The sequence below is a fragment of the Parazoarcus communis genome (assembly GCF_003111645.1).
Classification (GTDB): Bacteria; Pseudomonadota; Gammaproteobacteria; order Burkholderiales; family Rhodocyclaceae; genus Parazoarcus; species Parazoarcus communis_A.
The window spans coordinates 1114592-1130723 of the sequence record NZ_CP022187.1 but is presented as its reverse complement, the minus strand read 5'-3'; the positions used below and the strand labels follow the sequence as shown (position 1 = coordinate 1130723).

Annotated in this window: 11 protein-coding genes and 1 riboswitch; of the genes, 4 read left to right on the top strand and 7 right to left on the bottom strand. The window is 63.7% G+C overall.

The genetic code is table 11. The features are described 5' to 3' along the window. Positions 1 to 28 precede the first annotated feature (28 nt). On the bottom strand, positions 29 to 805 hold the full coding sequence (locus tag CEW83_RS05240) for a ferredoxin--NADP reductase (protein WP_108948393.1): 777 nt from the start codon (positions 803 to 805) through the stop codon (positions 29 to 31). A 97-nt stretch (positions 806 to 902) separates the two neighbouring features. Here CEW83_RS05240 and CEW83_RS05235 point away from each other — a divergent pair, with 97 nt between their 5' ends. Together CEW83_RS05235 and CEW83_RS05230 are read left to right on the top strand one after the other, a co-directional pair. Next, positions 903 to 1829, top strand: coding sequence for a LysR family transcriptional regulator (locus tag CEW83_RS05235; protein ID WP_108948392.1), 927 nt, complete (start codon positions 903 to 905; stop codon positions 1827 to 1829). Positions 1830 to 1896: 67 nt separating this feature from the next. Beyond that, positions 1897 to 3039, top strand: coding sequence for a methyltransferase (locus tag CEW83_RS05230; protein ID WP_108948391.1), 1143 nt, complete (start codon positions 1897 to 1899; stop codon positions 3037 to 3039). A 97-nt stretch (positions 3040 to 3136) separates the two neighbouring features. On the opposite strand, the gene CEW83_RS05225 is transcribed toward CEW83_RS05230, so the two are convergent. Next, positions 3137 to 5749, bottom strand: a complete 2613-nt coding sequence (locus CEW83_RS05225) for a glycosyltransferase (protein ID WP_108948390.1) — start codon at positions 5747 to 5749, stop codon at positions 3137 to 3139. 266 nt (positions 5750 to 6015) lie between these two features. Here CEW83_RS05225 and CEW83_RS05220 point away from each other — a divergent pair, with 266 nt between their 5' ends. Beyond that, positions 6016 to 6453, top strand: coding sequence for a hypothetical protein (locus CEW83_RS05220; protein ID WP_234418999.1), 438 nt, complete (start codon positions 6016 to 6018; stop codon positions 6451 to 6453). On the opposite strand, the gene CEW83_RS05215 is transcribed toward CEW83_RS05220, so the two are convergent. From CEW83_RS05215 to gcvT, 4 genes are all read right to left on the bottom strand, one after another. Then, positions 6355 to 7965, bottom strand: a complete 1611-nt coding sequence (locus tag CEW83_RS05215; protein WP_108948389.1) for a beta-1,6-glucan synthase — start codon at positions 7963 to 7965, stop codon at positions 6355 to 6357. The two genes, CEW83_RS05220 and CEW83_RS05215, sit on opposite strands and share 99 nt — an antisense overlap. 130 nt (positions 7966 to 8095) lie before the next feature. Next, positions 8096 to 10990, bottom strand: a complete 2895-nt coding sequence (gene gcvP / locus CEW83_RS05210; protein ID WP_108948388.1) for an aminomethyl-transferring glycine dehydrogenase — start codon at positions 10988 to 10990, stop codon at positions 8096 to 8098. Positions 10991 to 11057: 67 nt separating this feature from the next. Next, a complete protein-coding gene (gcvH, locus tag CEW83_RS05205; protein ID WP_108948387.1) occupies positions 11058 to 11441 on the bottom strand; it encodes a glycine cleavage system protein GcvH in 384 nt (127 codons plus the stop codon). 109 nt (positions 11442 to 11550) lie between these two features. Beyond that, positions 11551 to 12642, bottom strand: a complete 1092-nt coding sequence (gene gcvT / locus CEW83_RS05200) for a glycine cleavage system aminomethyltransferase GcvT (protein ID WP_108948386.1) — start codon at positions 12640 to 12642, stop codon at positions 11551 to 11553. A gap of 165 nt (positions 12643 to 12807) precedes the next feature. Continuing rightward, a riboswitch (glycine riboswitch) is annotated at positions 12808 to 12897 on the bottom strand. A 181-nt stretch (positions 12898 to 13078) separates the two neighbouring features. Here gcvT and CEW83_RS05195 point away from each other — a divergent pair. Next, positions 13079 to 14971: a SurA N-terminal domain-containing protein gene (locus CEW83_RS05195; protein WP_108948385.1), complete on the top strand. Its 1893-nt coding sequence runs from the start codon at positions 13079 to 13081 to the stop codon at positions 14969 to 14971. Positions 14972 to 15317: 346 nt separating this feature from the next. On the opposite strand, the gene fabI is transcribed toward CEW83_RS05195, so the two are convergent. Beyond that, on the bottom strand, positions 15318 to 16109 hold the full coding sequence (fabI, locus tag CEW83_RS05190; RefSeq protein WP_108948384.1) for an enoyl-ACP reductase FabI: 792 nt from the start codon (positions 16107 to 16109) through the stop codon (positions 15318 to 15320). Positions 16110 to 16132 lie beyond the last annotated feature (23 nt).

The following is a 16132-nucleotide window of genomic DNA, read 5'->3' as shown; positions in this document are numbered from 1 at the left end:
TGCCGAAACAAGCGGGCCGGTCGATTGTTCAGCGCTCCACGAACGCACGTTCGATCACGTAGTCGCCGGGTTCGCCGATACGCTTGGAGATCTGGAAGCCCCGTTCGTCGAGCAGGGTGCAGCAGTCGGCGAGCATCGACGGACTGCCGCAGATCATCGCACGGTCAAGCGCGGGGTCGAGGGGCGGCAGGTCGCAATCGCTCAGCAGCTTTCCGGAGCGGATGAGATCGGTCAGGCGGCCGTTGTTGCGGAAGGGTTCGCGGGTGACAGTCGGGTAGTAGATGAGCTTTTCACGCACGGACTCGCCAAACCAGGGGTTCTCGGGCAGGTCTTTCTCGATGAAGTCGGCGTAGGCGAGTTCGGAGGTATGGCGCACGCCGTGGATCAGGACGATGCGCTCGAAACGCTCATAGGTTTCCGGGTCCTGGATGACGCTGATGAAAGGTGCCAGTCCGGTACCGGTGGACATCAGGTACAGGTTGCGGCCGGGGCGAAGGTCGTGCAGCACCAGCGTGCCGGTGGGCTTCTTGCTGACCACGATCGGGTCGCCTTCGCGCAGGTGTTGCAGGCGCGAAGTGAGCGGACCGTCGGGCACCTTGATGCTGAAGAACTCGAGGTGCTCCTCGTAGTTGGGGCTGGCGATGCTGTAGGCGCGCGTCAGCGGACGGCCGTCGAGTTCGAGGCCGATCAGGACGAACTGTCCGTTCTCGAAGCGCAGGCCGGGGTTGCGGGTGGTGCGGAAACTGAACAGGGAGTCGTTCCAGTGATGGACGCTGAGAATGCGTTCCTGATTCAGATTGCTCATGGCGTGCTCTTGGGTGAATGAGTGATGAGCGAAGTTTACCGGCGCTTCTTTACCTGAATGGTGGATAATTCAGCTAAGCCTTACCGGTTTTATGAATATGAAGTACACCCTTCGCCAGATTGAAGCCTTTGTTGCCATCGCCCGCAGTGACAATGTGTCGCGTGCCGCCGAAGCGCTCAACCTGTCGCAATCGGCGACCAGCGCGGCGCTCGCAGAACTGGAGAACCAGTTCGAGCATCAGCTGTTCGATCGTCACGGCCGGCGTCTGCACCTGAATGAGCAGGGACGTCTGCTGCTGCCGCGCGCGGTGGAGCTGCTGGACCGTGCGGAGGAGGTAGAGGCGCTGTTGCGTGGGGAGCGCGGACTCGGAAGCCTGCGGGTCGGGGCGACGCTGACCATCGGCAATTACCTGCTGCCGCTGATTGTTTCGGGCTTTCTGCAACGACATCCGGAAAGCCATGTTCAACTGCAGGTGCAGAACACGGCCAACGTGGTGGCCCAGGTACTTCATCATGAAATCGATCTTGGCCTCATCGAGGGGCAGGTTCTCGATCGTGAGATCGAGATCGAACCCTGGGTGGACGACGAACTGGTGGTGTTCTGCGCGCCGTCCCACCGCCTGGCGCAGCAGTCCACTGCGACCCTGGCAGAGATTGCAGCCGAGCCGATGATTCTGCGCGAGCGCGGATCGGGTACCCGCGAGACTTTCGAGCAGGCCCTGCGCCACTGGGAGGGGGGGCTGCGAGTTCAGCTCGAACTCGAGCACACGGAAGCAATCAAGCGTGCAGTGGAGAGCGGGCTTGGGATTGGCTGCATCTCGAGGCTGGCGCTGCGCGATGCCTTCAGGCGTGGCAGCCTGGTCCCGGTGGAGACCCCCGAGCTCGATCTGCGGCGTCGTTTTCAGTTCATCTGGCGCCGCGGGAAGTACCATACGGCAGCGATCAGAACCTTTCTCGACGATTGCCGGGCGCTGACGTCCGGCGCTCAGCGCAGCCACGAAATTTCATTGCCCGCGGTCCCCTGACCGCCGCATTTTCATCCTGCAGCGCCGCGGTGCGCACAGGTTTTCAATCATTCCGGAGTTTCCGACCATGACTGATCCCCAGTTGAGCTGGATCGAACAAGACGAAGCGTGCACTGCGCGCTGGCATTCAGAAAGTGGGACGCCGCCACCGCGTCGCGTGCAGATGGCCGACGACACCATGAACGCGGATACGGCCTTCCGTCTTGCGTGCGAGGGCACGGCCCTGCTGTGGCGTGGCGACTTCCAGAACGCGCGCCTGCTGTTGCAGGCGGTGGCGCGGCGCGCCGAGCCGAAACCGAAAAAGGCTGCGCGCAAGAAGGCCAAGGCGGCCGATGTGACGCCGGCCCATGCCTTCCACCTCTATCGGCAGTCGCAGGCACAGCGTGCCCGTATTCTCGGCATGCTGCTGATTCCCGTGGGCGAGGATTACACCATTCCGCTGCGCCGTGCGCCGGATATCAGCGAAGCCTGCGTTGAGGCTTACGGCGAGAGCACGGGGCCCTTTGTCGTGTCCCTGCGTGAATTGCTCGGGGTCGTCAGTGCGCACGAGTGGCGCAAGAAGGGCGTTGAAATCCCGGAACTCGGCGCGCGGATCCACGCGCACTACGGCGTGTATTCGCCGGTGCGGGGCGAGTATGTGGATCTCGTCGCCAAGGCGCCGCTGCCGGGCAAGGCACTTGCGTTCGACATCGGCACCGGTACCGGCGTGCTGGCAGCCTTGCTGGTTCGGCGTGGCGTGGCACGCGTGATTGCGACCGATCAGTCGCCGCGCGCGATCGCATGCGCACGCGACAATATCGAGCGCCTCGGCATGAGCGGCAAGGTCGAGATCGAGACCACCGACCTCTTTCCTGATGGCCGCGCATCGCTGGTGGTATGCAACCCGCCCTGGCTGCCGGCCGCCGCCAGTTCCCTGCTCGAGCAGTCGGTGTACGATCCCGACAGCCGCATGCTCAAGGGCTTCCTGAGCGGACTGGCGTCACACCTGACGCCGGGTGGCGAAGGCTGGCTGATCCTGTCCGACCTCGCGGAGCACCTCGGCCTGCGCAGCCGTGAGTTCCTGCAGGAGGAGATCGCGAAGAATGGCCTGAAAGTCGTGGCGCGCACGGAAATCCGGCCCCGGCATTCACGTGCCACGGATGAGTCCGATCCGCTGCACCATGCCCGGTCGGCAGAAATGACCTCACTGTGGCGGCTGGCGGCGGCCTGAGCCTGCACGGGTTCTGTCGTCCTGCCCACGGGCGGGCACCAGCAAAAGAAAACGGCGGGCCTGAGCCCGCCGTTTTTTCGTCTGTCGTTTGCGACCGTCAGTGCGCGGGCTGCAATTTGCAGTCGCTGTCGGCAGTCTGGCGGTCGGGCATGTAGGCGGCCACCTGACACGCAATGGACGCGACGTAGGGGATGCACTGCAGGCAGAGGATGCCAACCCACAGCTGGGTTTCGAGGTTGTCGGCGCCGCGGGTCATGACCAGCGAAACCGCACCCAGGATCAGCGCCAGCAGCATGCCGATCTCTTCCCGGATCGGGCCGAAGAAGGCCAGCGCACCCTTTGCCTTCCAGCCCTTGGGCGTAACGACGAACTCGCCCTTCTTCTTCGCCAGCCCGGCAAACACGCCGCGGGCGATCGAGTGTGCAAGTCCGACCGAGAGGATGGATGCACCGAGGATGTCCCTCCACGGGCAGTCCATCGTGCGGCGATAGAGGATCGGTCCCAGCGCGGCCTTGAATGCCATGAAACCAAGAATCGGGAAGGCGAGCGCAGTGACCGGCAGTCCGAAGGCCTTGGGGAAGGCGAGGATGCCGAGCGTCCAGATCAGGCTGCCGAACGCAAACACCAGTTGCAGGGCATCTCCCAGCCAGGCGAACCAGCCCGTCAGGAAGTGATAGCGCTGCGCCAGGTTCAGCGTGCTGCGGCCGACCATGTGCGGCAGGTGGTTCTTGAGGATCTGCATTGCACCAAAGGCCCAGCGGAAGCGCTGGCTCTTGATCGCGGCAAAGTCCGACGGCGTCAGGCCGCGGCCAAGGATGTGATCCACGTAGCGGGTGTCGTAACCCTTTTCGATCAGGCGCAGGCCGAGTTCGGTGTCTTCACAGATACACCACTCCGACCAGCCGCCGACCTCTTCGAGCGCGAGCCTGCGCACCAGCGTCATGGTGCCGTGCTGGATCAGTGCGTTGCGCTCGTTGCGGTGGTGCATGCCAATGCGGAAGAAACCGTCGAACTCCCAGTTGCACATGCGGCGGAAGGGCTGGGTTTCCCAGTCGCGGTGGGCCTGCGGCGCCTGCACGACAGCGACATCGGGCTTGTCGAAGTGCGGAATGAGACAGGATAGCCACTCGGGGTCGACCACGTAGTCGGCATCGACCACACCGACGACTTCGGCGCGCGGGTCGGTGACCTTGAGTCCGTAGTTCAGCGCACCGGCCTTGAAGCCTGGCCAGTTCATCAGGTGGAAGAAGCGGAAGCGCGGGCCGAGTTCGGCGCAACGCTTCTCCAGCGGCTTCCACAGGGCGTCATCCTTGGTGTTGTTGTCGAGGATGAGGACTTCGAAGTTGGCGTAGTTGAGTGCGGCCAGGCTGTCGATGGTGGCGATCACCATTTCCGGCGGTTCATTGTGGCAGGCCAGGTGAATCGACACGAAGGGCTGCTCGTCGGGTGCATGCGGCGGCAAGGGCATGAAGCGGCGGCGCCACTTGTCCTTGAACAGCATTTCGCCGAACTCGAAGCCATGCGACAGCAGCACGGCCGCCGTCATGCCGGTCGCGGCAATGAGCATGCCGAGTCCGATCAGGTCGCGCTGGGTCAGGTAGTAGTCCACCGGTACGTTGAGGCCGACGATCAGCGTCGACACACAGGCCTGGATCATGCCAGCAAGAAAGATGCGGCCGGCGATGCTCCAGTCGGTGAGGAAGAAGGCAATCAGGAACATCGGCAGCAGCGCAAGGACGCCGGCGTTGCTCGCTTTCTTGCTCCAGTGCGGATCGCGCTGAACCAGGCCTTCAAGCGCGAACTTGGGCTGGCGGTCGGCGTTGAACATGCCCCAGTAGGCGCCGGCCCAGCCTTCGATTTCGACTTTCCACGGCTGGTCGATCGCTTCCATCAGGAAGTAGTCGATACGGGCGGTGCGGGGGTTGGCAAGAAACTCGCGGATGAAGCGGGCTTCGTTGTCGAGCGAAGGTACGGCCGCGCCGATGACCGGACCCTTGCTCGGCCAGCCGATCTCGCCAACGACGATCTTCTTCTTCGGGAAGGTTCTTGCCAGTTCGTCGTAACGCTCGAAAGCGTAGTTCACCGCGGCCTCGACGGGCACGCCTTCGTGGTAGGGCAGAAGGTGTACGGTGATGTAATCGACGTGCTTGGCCAGTTCCGGGTACTTGAGCCAGACGTGCCAGGGTTCGGCAGACGACACGGGCTTGCGCAGTTCCTTGCGCGCACGGTCGAGATAGACAATGAGCTCTTCCGGGCTGAGGTCGCCGCGCAGAATGGATTCGTTGCCGATCATGACGCGCTCGACGTGGCGCATCTTGCGTGCGGCCTCGACGAGGGCATCGATCTCGCGATCGTTCTTTTCCTTGTCGCGGTCCAGCCAGGCGCCGGCGGTGACGAGCAGGTCGCGTTCGCCTGCGATGGCAAGCAGGCTCGGCAGGTCGGTGACGCCGTAGGTGCGCAGGTTGTCGGCTGCGCTGGCGAGCAGGTCGAGGTCGCTACCAAGCTGGGCGTCAGTAGGATAGGTGCCGAGCAGCGGGCTTTGGTCACGCTGAAACCCGTTGTAGGCGAATCCCTTGATGCTCTGGGTCACGCCTGCAACTTCGGAACCACGGTTGAATTGTTGCCAGAGCCAGTACTGTGCGAGTGCAACAAGCGCGGCGATGGCAAACGCGAGGGCCAGGCGGTACGTGAGCGAGGCGGCGTTTTTCATGTCTAAAGCGTTTCCAGTCAAGGGCTTGTAGGCCCGGATCAACAGCGAGCACGGCTTTGTGGGCCCGAATTGAAGTGTGTCATCAGGCGCGCTTGCGCAAATGCACTCCGGGCCCGGCTTATGTGACAGAATCCACGCCGTCCGTTCCAGCTTCAACGGGCAGCATTTTATTCAGTATTTCAGTCCCTTAGGAGATTCTCTGGGGGCTGATTTGCAACAGGACGTATTGCGGGCGCATTACGATTGATTTGTAAGGGAAAAGCCGGGTGATTGGTAATAATTTGTTCAAACATGGCGGTCGGTCGGTGCTCGTTGCGGGCCTTGCCGCGCTGTTGATTGCAGCGGGGCTGCGTTACGGGGTGATCGAGAACGGTTTGCTGCCGCGCGACTGCGCCGCACCCGGGCAGGACAGTGGCCTTGCATGTACGCTGAAGTGGCTGCTGGTGCAGACCTTCCACCAGCAGCGCATGGGCTGGTTCAGCCTGGTCTGTGGCGGCCTCGCCTTCATGCTGTCCTGCCGCAGGCTTGCCTGGGCAGGCTGGCTGAGCGGTATCGGTGGCCTGCTGCTGTACAGCTACGATTACGCTGCAGTCGGCGGGTTGCTGTCACTGCTCGTGTTGCTGCGACCGCGCAAGCGCGGGCAGGGCGAATACGAGGCCGGTGAGCAGCCAGGCGATGGCCTGCGGGTTGGCGGGCTCAGGTAGCCAGCGACCGATGACGGCGAGGACGATGAGCGCGGCGCAGACGCGTTCGGCGCGTCCTGCAGCCGGACTCCACCACGCGATCACGCCGTAAACGCTCGCCGGCGCCAGATAGAGCAGGGTGGGAAAGTCGCGATAGCGCGAATCGGCGAACAGCAGCAGTGCGGCGATGGCGGCTGCGAACAGCAGTACGCCACGCAGCGCCCCGAGCGCGTTGGCGGCAGAAAGGTCGCCGCGACGCAGCGCAGCCCACGCCGTTTCCGCGCGTGGCAGGGCTGTCCCTTGCCAGCACGCCAGCGCGAGGGTCGATAGAGCAGCAGCGACGGCCACGGCGCCGAGCACGATCCATTCTGTGGCGTCGCGGTAGGCGAGGTGCGCATGCTCCCAGTGCAGCACCGCAAGCAGACCGGTCGTTGCGCCGCTCAGCGTCAGCGCTGCGATGCGCAGCAGCGAGGGCTTGCCAGCGCGCGACACGACAGCAAGGAGCAGGGCGAGCACGGCACCGACTGCGGCTCCGCCAATCGGCGTGGCAAGGTCATCGCGCTCGGCAACCGGGCCTGAAAGCGGAAACTTGGCGTTCAGGGTCTCTGCATCGAGCATGCCCCAGAATCCGCCGACCGTGCCTTCGAGGCGACGTTTCCAGGGCTGGTCGATGGCCTCGATCAGGTTGTAGTTCCAGCCACTGGCGTGTGCCTGGTGGATGAATTCGCGAATGTAGCGCGCCTGATTGACGCGGGACGGCTTCGACTCCTCACGCTGACGCCCGGCGCTGGGCCAGCCGGTTTCGCCGATCAGGATGTCCTTGCCCTTGAAGTGCTCGCCGACTTCCGTGCGAATCTGGGCAACGTGCAGGATGGCCTTTTCGATATCGACCGGCTCGTCTTCCCAGAAGGGCAGGATGTGGACGGTGACGAAGTCGACCGCGTCGGCAAGGCTGTCGTTACGAATCCAGAACTCCCACACGTCGGCATAGGTGACGGGCACTTCCGTCCTGGACTGCGCATAGGTGATGTGCTCGCGCATCTCATCTACGGTGCGCTCACGTCGCAGCAGGACTTCGTTGCCGACGATCAGCGCCGTGACCACATCGGCATTGTCGTTGGCCACCTTGATTGCGTGGTCGAGTTCGATCTGATTCTTCTTGCGGTCGTAGCCGATCCATGCCCCGACCAGCACCTTGATGCCGACCTCGCGCGCAACCGAAGGCACCTGATCGAGGCCCTGGTCTACCGAATACAGGCGCACGCACTCGGTGATTTTCGCCAGCGCAGCCAGGTCGTCCGCGATCTGCTCGCGCGAGATCACCGCCTCCGGGTCGAACGGCGTCTGGCCGGGGCGATGATAGGGGGCGTACGACACGCATTTCAGCCGCTCGCCACCGGCAAGCTGGAGGTCGTGCATCGGCACCGGGCGGGTTTCCGACGTCACCCAGGCGAGTAGTGCTGCAAGTCCGGCGAGATGGGTGATCAGCAGGGCGATCCAGAGCGATCGGCGGGTCGGGCTGGGTGAGGTCATCGGTAGCCGGTTTTCGGTGAGAAGGTGATGAGCAGGGGGTTGCAAGTGGGACACAAAAAAGCCACGCCCAAGGGCGTGGCTTCGTTGCGAAGCGCGTGAATTCTAACCCGGAAGCAGGGTCGGACCGCGATCAGTCAGCGTAGTCGCTCATCGGCACGCAGGCGCAGAACAGGTTCCGGTCACCATGCACGTCGTCGATGCGATTGACGCTCGGCCAGAACTTGTTCTCGGCCACCCAGGCCAGCGGGAAGACTGCCTGCTCGCGGGTGTAGGGTCGATCCCAGTCGCCCATGACGTCCGCCTGTGTATGCGGTGCGTTCCTGAGCGGGTTGTTGTCCGCCCCCCAGGTGCCGTTCTCGATCTGACGCACTTCCTCGCGAATCGCGATCATGGCGTCGATGAAGCGGTCGATCTCGGCCAGATCCTCGGATTCGGTCGGCTCGACCATGATCGTCCCCGCGACCGGGAAGGACATGGTCGGTGCATGGAAACCGTAGTCCATCAGACGCTTGGCGATATCGACTTCGGTGATGCCAGTCGCGGCCTTGATCGGGCGGATGTCGAGGATGCACTCATGCGCGACCCGACCCTTGCTGCCGGTGTAGAGCACCGGGTAATGCGCGCCGAGTCGGTTGGCGAGGTAGTTGGCATTGAGGATCGCCACTTCGGTCGCGCGCTTGAGTCCACTGCCGCCCATCATCGCGATGTACATCCACGAGATCGGCAGGATGCTGGCCGAGCCGAAGGGTGCAGCAGAGACGGCGCCCTGGCCCTTGTGCTCGCGCTCCGCTTCGCCCGTGGGGGCGACGACGTGGTCGGCCATGAAGGGGGCGAGGTGGGCCGCGAGGCCGATCGGACCCATGCCCGGGCCGCCACCGCCGTGCGGAATGCAGAAGGTCTTGTGCAGGTTCATGTGCGACACGTCGGCACCGATGGAGGCGGGCGAGGTGAGGCCGACCTGCGCATTGAGGTTGGCGCCGTCCATGTACACCTGGCCGCCATTTTCATGCACGACGGCGCAGATCTCGCGGATCGACTCTTCGAATACGCCGTGTGTCGACGGGTAGGTGATCATCAGCGCGGCCAGTTCATTGCTGTGCTGGGCGGCCTTGGCCTTGAGGTCAGTCACGTCGACGTTGCCGCGCTCGTCGCAGTCCACGACGACCACTTTCATGCCACACATCTGTGCGGTGGCAGGGTTGGTGCCGTGCGCGGATCTCGGGATCAGACAGACCTTGCGCTGGGTGTCGCCACGGCTGGCATGGTAGCGGGCGATGGCGACGAGACCGGCGTATTCGCCTTGCGCACCCGAGTTGGGCTGCATGCAGATTGCGGGAAAGCCGGTCACGGCGCGCAGGTAGTCGGCCAGCCCTTCGATCATCTGCAGGTAACCCGTTGCCTGTTCACGCGGCGCGAAGGGGTGCAGATTGGCAAACTCCGGCCAGGTCACCGGAATCATCTCGCTGGTGGCGTTCAGCTTCATCGTACAGGAGCCGAGCGAGATCATCGAATGGTCGAGCGCGAGGTCGCGGTTCTGCAGCTTCTTGAGGTAGCGCAGCATCTCGTGTTCGGTGTGGTGAGTGTTGAACACCGGGTGCGAGAGCACCGCGTCCGTGCGCAACAGGCCCGCCGGGATGGCGCCGCCAGCCTGTGCGACGCTGACGTCGAGCGCGTCGACATTGGCGGTGGCGCCGAAGCAGCCCAGCACGGTCTGAATGTCTTCCCGGGTCGTGGTTTCATCGACCGATACACCGATCGAGGTGGCCGACGCATGACGCAGGTTGTAACCGGCGGTGTCTGCGGCGGTCAGGATCTGCGCGGTGTGAACACCCGTATCGACTTCAATGGTGTCGAAGAAACTTGCGCTTGCGAGCTTGAAGCCGGCAGCACGCAGGCCTTCGGCGAGGATGGCAGCGTGGCGGTGAATGCGCGCAGCGATGGTCTTCAGCCCTTGCTGTCCATGGTAGACCGCGTAGAAGCCGGCCATGTTGGCCAGCAGTACCTGCGAGGTGCAGATATTGGAGTTGGCCTTCTCGCGACGGATGTGCTGCTCGCGGGTCTGCAGTGCCATGCGCAGCGCGGTATTGCCACGGGCGTCCTTGGACACGCCGATGATGCGGCCCGGCATCGAGCGCACATGCGCCTCACGGGTGGCAAAGAAGGCAGCGTGCGGGCCGCCGAAGCCCATCGGCACGCCGAAACGCTGGGCCGAGCCGAGCGCGATGTCGGCGCCGAGCGAGCCCGGGCTCTTGAGCAGCACCAGCGCCATCAGGTCCGAGGCCACGGCAACGACGGCACCTTTCGCCTTCAGTGCAGCGATAGGGGCCGCAAGGTCAGCAACTGCGCCATGAGCATTCGGGTACTGCAGCAGCGCGCCGAACACATCGTGCTCGCCGGCGCTGGCCGCATCGCCGAACACGAGTTCGTAGCCGAAGAAATGCGCACGGGTGCGCACCACGTCGATGGTCTGCGGGAAGGTGGCCGCATCGACAAAGAAGGCGTTGGATTTCGACTTCGATACGCGGCGCGCCATGGTCATGGCTTCGGCTGCGGCGGTGGCTTCGTCCAGCAGCGAGGCGTTGGCCAGCTCCAGCCCGGTGAGGTCGATCACCATCTGCTGATAGTTCAGCAGTGCCTCGAGACGGCCCTGGGCGATCTCGGCCTGGTACGGGGTGTAGGCGGTGTACCAGCCCGGGTTCTCCATCACGTTGCGCAGGATCACCGCGGGCGTGTGGGTGCCGTAGTAACCGGCGCCGATCATCGAGCGCTTGACGACGTTCTTCTCCGCCAGCTTGCGCAGGGCTGCCAGCGCAACATGCTCGGGCTGGGGCTCGGCCAGCGGCAGCGGCGCCTCAAGGCGGATGGCGGCCGGAACCGTCTGCTCGATGAGGGCATCGACGTCGGGCAGGCCGATGGCTGCACACATCTGAGCGATCTCGTCGGCATTGGGGCCGATGTGACGATGGATGAAGGCATCGCGCTGCTCAAGCTGCGCAAGCGGGGCGGAGAGGAGGGTGTCTGTCATGTCGGATACGGCTGGCAAGGTGGTGCGGAGCGGCTGGCAGACACCTGGCGGTGTCTGCCGAGGCGTCTTACTGAGCGGTTTCGGCGGTGTAGCCGGCCGCGTCGAGCAGGCCGTCAACATCGGCTGCATTGGCGGGCTTGAGCTTGAACAGCCAGGCGCTGTAAGCGTCGGCGTTGACGCTCTCGGGCGCATCGGCAACGTCCTGGTTGGCAGCGATGACCTCACCGGCGACTGGTGCGTAGATGTCGGAGGCGGCCTTGACCGACTCGATCACTGCGCAGGCTTCCTTGGCTGCAAGCTGGCGACCGGCTTCGGGGAGTTCGAGGAAGACCACGTCGCCGAGCGCTTCCTGAGCGTGGTCGGTGACACCGATGGTCAGGCTGCCGTCGGCTTCGACGCGGATCCATTCATGGGAGGTGGTGTACTTGAGATCAGCGGGGACGTTGCTCATGGGAATCTCCAGGATGTGTTCGCAATGCGAAAAGAAATGGCGGAAACGAGGGGCTGCGGAATGGTGGTGAGATTGGCTGGCCGGCGCATGGCCGGTCAGCAATCGTAAATCAGGCGACGGCCTTGCCGTTGCGTGCGAAGGGCAGGCGAACGGCGCGGGCCTTGAGCAGTTTGCCCCGCACCTCGACTTCGACGGCGTCGCCGGCTTCGACTTCAAGCGGCAGGCGGGCGAACGCAATCGATTTTTCCAGCGTCGGCGAGAAGCTGCCGCTGGTGGTTTCGCCTTCACCGGCTTGCGTGACCACCTTCATGTGCGAGCGCAGCACACCCTTGTCCTCGAGAATGAGGCCCAGCACGCGACGGCTGGCAGGTTGGGCAAGGAGTGCTGCCTTGCCGACGAAATCGCGCGACTCGTCCTTGAAATCGACGGTCCAGCTCAGGCCTGCGTTCAAGGGCGACACTTCTTCGTTCATGTCCTGGCCGTAAAGGTTCATGCCGGCCTCAAGGCGCAGCGTGTCGCGTGCGCCGAGCCCGCAGGGCGCAACGCCCGCAGCGGTCAGGGCGACCCAGGCTGCCGCGGCCTGGTCGGCAGGCAGTGCGATCTCGAAGCCGTCTTCGCCGGTGTAGCCGGTACGGCCGACAAAGATGTCGCCGATGGCTGCGCCCGAGAAGGGCTTGAGCGGCTCGCTCGCGGCACGCAGTGCGGGCAGCGCCTGCCAGGTCTTCTCACGTGCGTTCGGACCCTGCACAGCGATCATGGCCAGATCGCGGCGGGCATTGAGGCTGACGTTGGCGCCGGTGCCTGCAATCTGCTTGCGCATCCAGGCCACGTCCTTGTCGGCGGTGCCGGCGTTGACCACGATGCGGTAAGTGGTGTCGGACAGACGGTAGACGATGAGGTCGTCGATCACGCCACCGTTCTCATTGAGCATGCACGAGTACAGCGCCTTGCCCGGTTCCTTGAGTTTGGCGACGTCGTTGGCGAGCAGGCGGCGCAGACAGGGGGTGGCGTCAGCGCCATCGAGATCGAGCGACAGCATGTGCGAAACGTCGAACATGCCGGCGTCGCGACGCACTGCATGGTGCTCTTCGATCTGCGAGCCGTAATTGACCGGCATGTCCCAGCCGGCGAAGTCGACCATGCGAGCGCCTGCGGCGACATGGGTGGCGTGAAGAGGGGTCTGTCTGACGGGTGCGTTCATGGAGGCTCCGGGCAAGTAAACGAAAAAAGGGGCGAAGCCGGCATGATGCCTGTTCGCCCCATCTGTCCCTTGTACCTGAGAGATTCCAGCACGGTGTGCCGGGTGCCCCTTCGGTGGATGTGCAGCCGGCTCTCGCACGTACTCACATCGCTCTCCAGAATTTCCATGCTGTGCGCGGTCCTTTTGCCTGAGCGATTCCGGGGGGTTACGCCTTCGGCGACTCTCTACGGGAGAGTGCTCTCCCGCGCAACGTGGCGGAAGATAGCATCCCGCGGGGCCGGGTCGCAACAGCAATTTGCGAGTGCGTGGCCTTGAGCGAGCGCTGCCGGTCGCGGTCATGCAGTCAGCCATCGGCCAGGATGCGCTACACTCCCGCCTCTGGCGCAAGCCTCACCGGTTTTGGCCACCCCATTTTTTAGTTTTCACGGAAATCGAGATGTTCGAGGCTGTCCGCACCAACCCACGCGTCGCACAGGTCATTCTGGCCCTTCTTATCGTTCCCTTCGCCTTCTTCGGCCTGGATTCGTACTTTACGGACGGACCGGGCGGGGGCGAGGTTGCAACTGTCGGTGGCACGCCGATCATGGCGGTGGAGTTCGACCAGGCGCTGCGCGAGCAGCAGGACCGCCTGCGCAATTCCTCCGACGGTCCGGTGGATCGCAGTCTGCTTGAGTCCGAGGCCCTGCGTCGCGCGGTGATCGAGAACCTGGTCAATCGCCGGGTGCTTGCACTTTATGCGGCAGAGAACCGCTTGGTAGTGACGCCCGCCCAGTTGCAGCAGACCATTTCCGAAGTGCCTTCGTTTCAGCAGGACGGCCGCTTCTCGCTCGAGCGTTACGAGGCGCTGCTGCGTGCCCAGGGGATGACGCCAGCGATGTTCGAAGCTCGTCTGGCTCAGGACGTACGGGTTCAGCAGCTGGCTCTGCCGGTGGGTGAGGGCTCGTTCGCTGCGGTCGCGTCGGCCTCGCGCTTCCTCTCGGCGCAGCTTGAAGAGCGTGAGGTCAGCGAGCTGAAATTCCCGGTCAGCCGCTTCGCGAGCGAAGTGAAGCTGACCGACGAAGCGGTGCAGAAATACTACGATGCCAACGGCGCGAGCTTCGAGCGCCCGGCCCGGGTGAAGGTCGAGTACGTGGTTTTCGATGAAGCCGCACTGCAGCAGCAGGTCAGCGTGAGCGACGAAGAGATCAAGGCCTTCTATGAGGAGAACCGCAGTCGCTTCGGTCAGCCTGAAGAGCGTCAGGCACGTCACATCCTGATCCAGGTCGCGGCCGATGCGGACGAAGAGACGGTCAAGAAGGCGCGTGCTCAGGCTGACGATATCCGCGCCCGCCTGAAGAAGGACCCGAGCCAGTTCGAAGCGCTTGCCGAGGAGTTTTCGCAGGATCCGGGCTCGTCATCGCGTGGTGGCGACCTGGGTTACTTCGGCCGCGGGATGATGGTGCAGGCGTTCGAGGATGCGGCTTTCTCCCAGGCCAAGGGTGAGATCGGTGAAGTGGTTCGCTCCGACTTCGGCTTCCACATCATCCAGGTCAGCAACATTCGCGCTGAGAGCACCCGTCCGTTCGAGGCCGTGCGTGAAGAACTGCGTGCCGAGCTGAGCAAGCAGGCGGCAGGACGCCGCTTCGCGGAGCTGGCCGAGCAGTTTTCCAACATCGTCTACGAGCAGGCTGACAGCCTCAAGCCGGTCGCCGACCTGCTCAAGCTGCCGATTCAGAAGAGCGACTGGGTGCCCCGTGACGCCGAAGCTCTCGGCACCCATCGCAACGCACAGCTGATCGAGGCCGTGTTTTCCGATGATGCGGTCAAGCATCGCCGCAATACGCAGGCGATCGAAGTGGGTGGCAATACCCTGATCTCCGCCCGTGTCACGGACTATGAGGCCGCTCAGCGCCCGCCGCTGGAAGAGGTGAAGTCTGCGATCGAGAAGCAGCTGATCACCGAAGAGGCGGGCCGTATGGCTGCCGAGGCCGGTGCGGCCGCACTGGCTGCGCTGCAGAAGGGCGAGTCGGTCGACGGCGAGTGGCTTGCCACGCGCAAGCTGCAGCGCGGCGCACCTGCGCTGCCGGGCAATGCGATGCAGGCGGTGTTCTCGGCCTCGAGCGTGAAGCTGCCGGCCTATGCGGGTGTCGCCCAGTTTGGTGAGGGTTACTCAATCTATCGTATTGAGTCGATCAACCGCCCGACGCTTGCAGCCGACGACCCCCGGGTTGCGGCCGTCGTGAGTCAGTATTCACGCGTACTTGCTGAACGTGACTTCGCCGGTCTGGTTGCCGAGCTTCGCCGGCGCTACGAGGTTTCAATCAATCTGCCTGCTGTGCAGACCAATTAAGGGCGCGCCGCTACCTGCACTTCAGGGTAGCGGGTCTTGAGTATCGGGGGGCACGGTTTGTTGCCCGTCGAGAAAAGCGTCCCGTCAGGGGGCTGAGCGCTTAACGGCGCTTGGCCCCCTGTTCGTTTCGGAGCCAGGCGAGCTTGATGCGGCGGATGTCCACTGTCAGCTGACGGGATGAACGAGGGCGGGCGCTGAACGTGCACCATCGGCGATATCGAGTATCGGCATGACGGGATATGGCGCCCCCGGCGCGCATAAAAAAAGCCCGGCGCATCTGCGACCGGGCTTTCTTGCGACTGCAGCGAGCACATGTCCGGGCTTTGGTGCCGGACATGTTTCGGTGTTACATCGGATCCGCGTTGCCGAGGGCGGTGGTGTTGAATCCGGCGTCCACATACATGATCTCGCCGGTCATGCCGCTTGCGAGATCCGAACACAGGAAGGCGGCGGCGTTGCCCACTTCCTCAATGGTCACGTTGCGGCGCAGCGGAGCATTGTGTTCGTTGAACGACAACAGCTTGCCGAAGCTGCCGATGCCTGATGCGGCAAGGGTCTTGATCGGGCCGGCCGAAATGCCGTTCACGCGTGTGCCCTCAGGTCCGAGACAGACCGCCATGTAGCGCACGGAGGCTTCCAGGCTGGCTTTTGCGAGGCCCATGATGTTGTAGTTCGGCATGGTGCGAACCGCGCCCAGGTAGGACAGCGTGAGCAGGGCGCCGTTGCGCCCCTTCATCAGCGGACGCGCAGCCTTGGCCAGCGCGGGGAAGCTGTAGGCACTGACTTCCTGCGACAGGCGGAAGCCTTCGCGGGTGAATCCGTCCAGGAAGTCACCTTCGAGCGCATCGCTCGGCGCAAAGGCGATCGAGTGCACCAGGCCGTCGAGTCCGTCCCACTGCGCACCCAGCTGCACGAACAGATCATTGATCTGTTCGTCGTCCTGAACGTCACAGGGAAACAGCATCGTGCTGTCGAAATCTGCGGCGAGTTTGGCGACACGGTCCTGAAAACGGTCATTCACGTAGGTGAACGCGAGTTGTGCGCCTTCGCGATGCATGGCCTTGGCAATACCGTAAGCAATCGAACGGTTGCTCAGCAGCCCGGTGATGAGGATCCGTTTACCGGCGAGAAAGCCCATGGAATCAAAACTCCGAATGACAG

Coding starts and splice junctions, on each gene's coding strand:
- CEW83_RS05240 (WP_108948393.1), bottom strand. CDS start 805: ATGAGCAATCTGAATCAGGAACGCATTCTCAGCGTCCATCACTGGAAC.
- CEW83_RS05235 (WP_108948392.1), top strand. CDS start 903: ATGAAGTACACCCTTCGCCAGATTGAAGCCTTTGTTGCCATCGCCCGC.
- CEW83_RS05230 (WP_108948391.1), top strand. CDS start 1,897: ATGACTGATCCCCAGTTGAGCTGGATCGAACAAGACGAAGCGTGCACT.
- CEW83_RS05225 (WP_108948390.1), bottom strand. CDS start 5,749: ATGAAAAACGCCGCCTCGCTCACGTACCGCCTGGCCCTCGCGTTTGCC.
- CEW83_RS05215 (WP_108948389.1), bottom strand. CDS start 7,965: ATGACCTCACCCAGCCCGACCCGCCGATCGCTCTGGATCGCCCTGCTG.
- gcvP (WP_108948388.1), bottom strand. CDS start 10,990: ATGACAGACACCCTCCTCTCCGCCCCGCTTGCGCAGCTTGAGCAGCGC.
- gcvH (WP_108948387.1), bottom strand. CDS start 11,441: ATGAGCAACGTCCCCGCTGATCTCAAGTACACCACCTCCCATGAATGG.
- gcvT (WP_108948386.1), bottom strand. CDS start 12,642: ATGAACGCACCCGTCAGACAGACCCCTCTTCACGCCACCCATGTCGCC.
- CEW83_RS05195 (WP_108948385.1), top strand. CDS start 13,079: ATGTTCGAGGCTGTCCGCACCAACCCACGCGTCGCACAGGTCATTCTG.
- fabI (WP_108948384.1), bottom strand. CDS start 16,109: ATGGGCTTTCTCGCCGGTAAACGGATCCTCATCACCGGGCTGCTGAGC.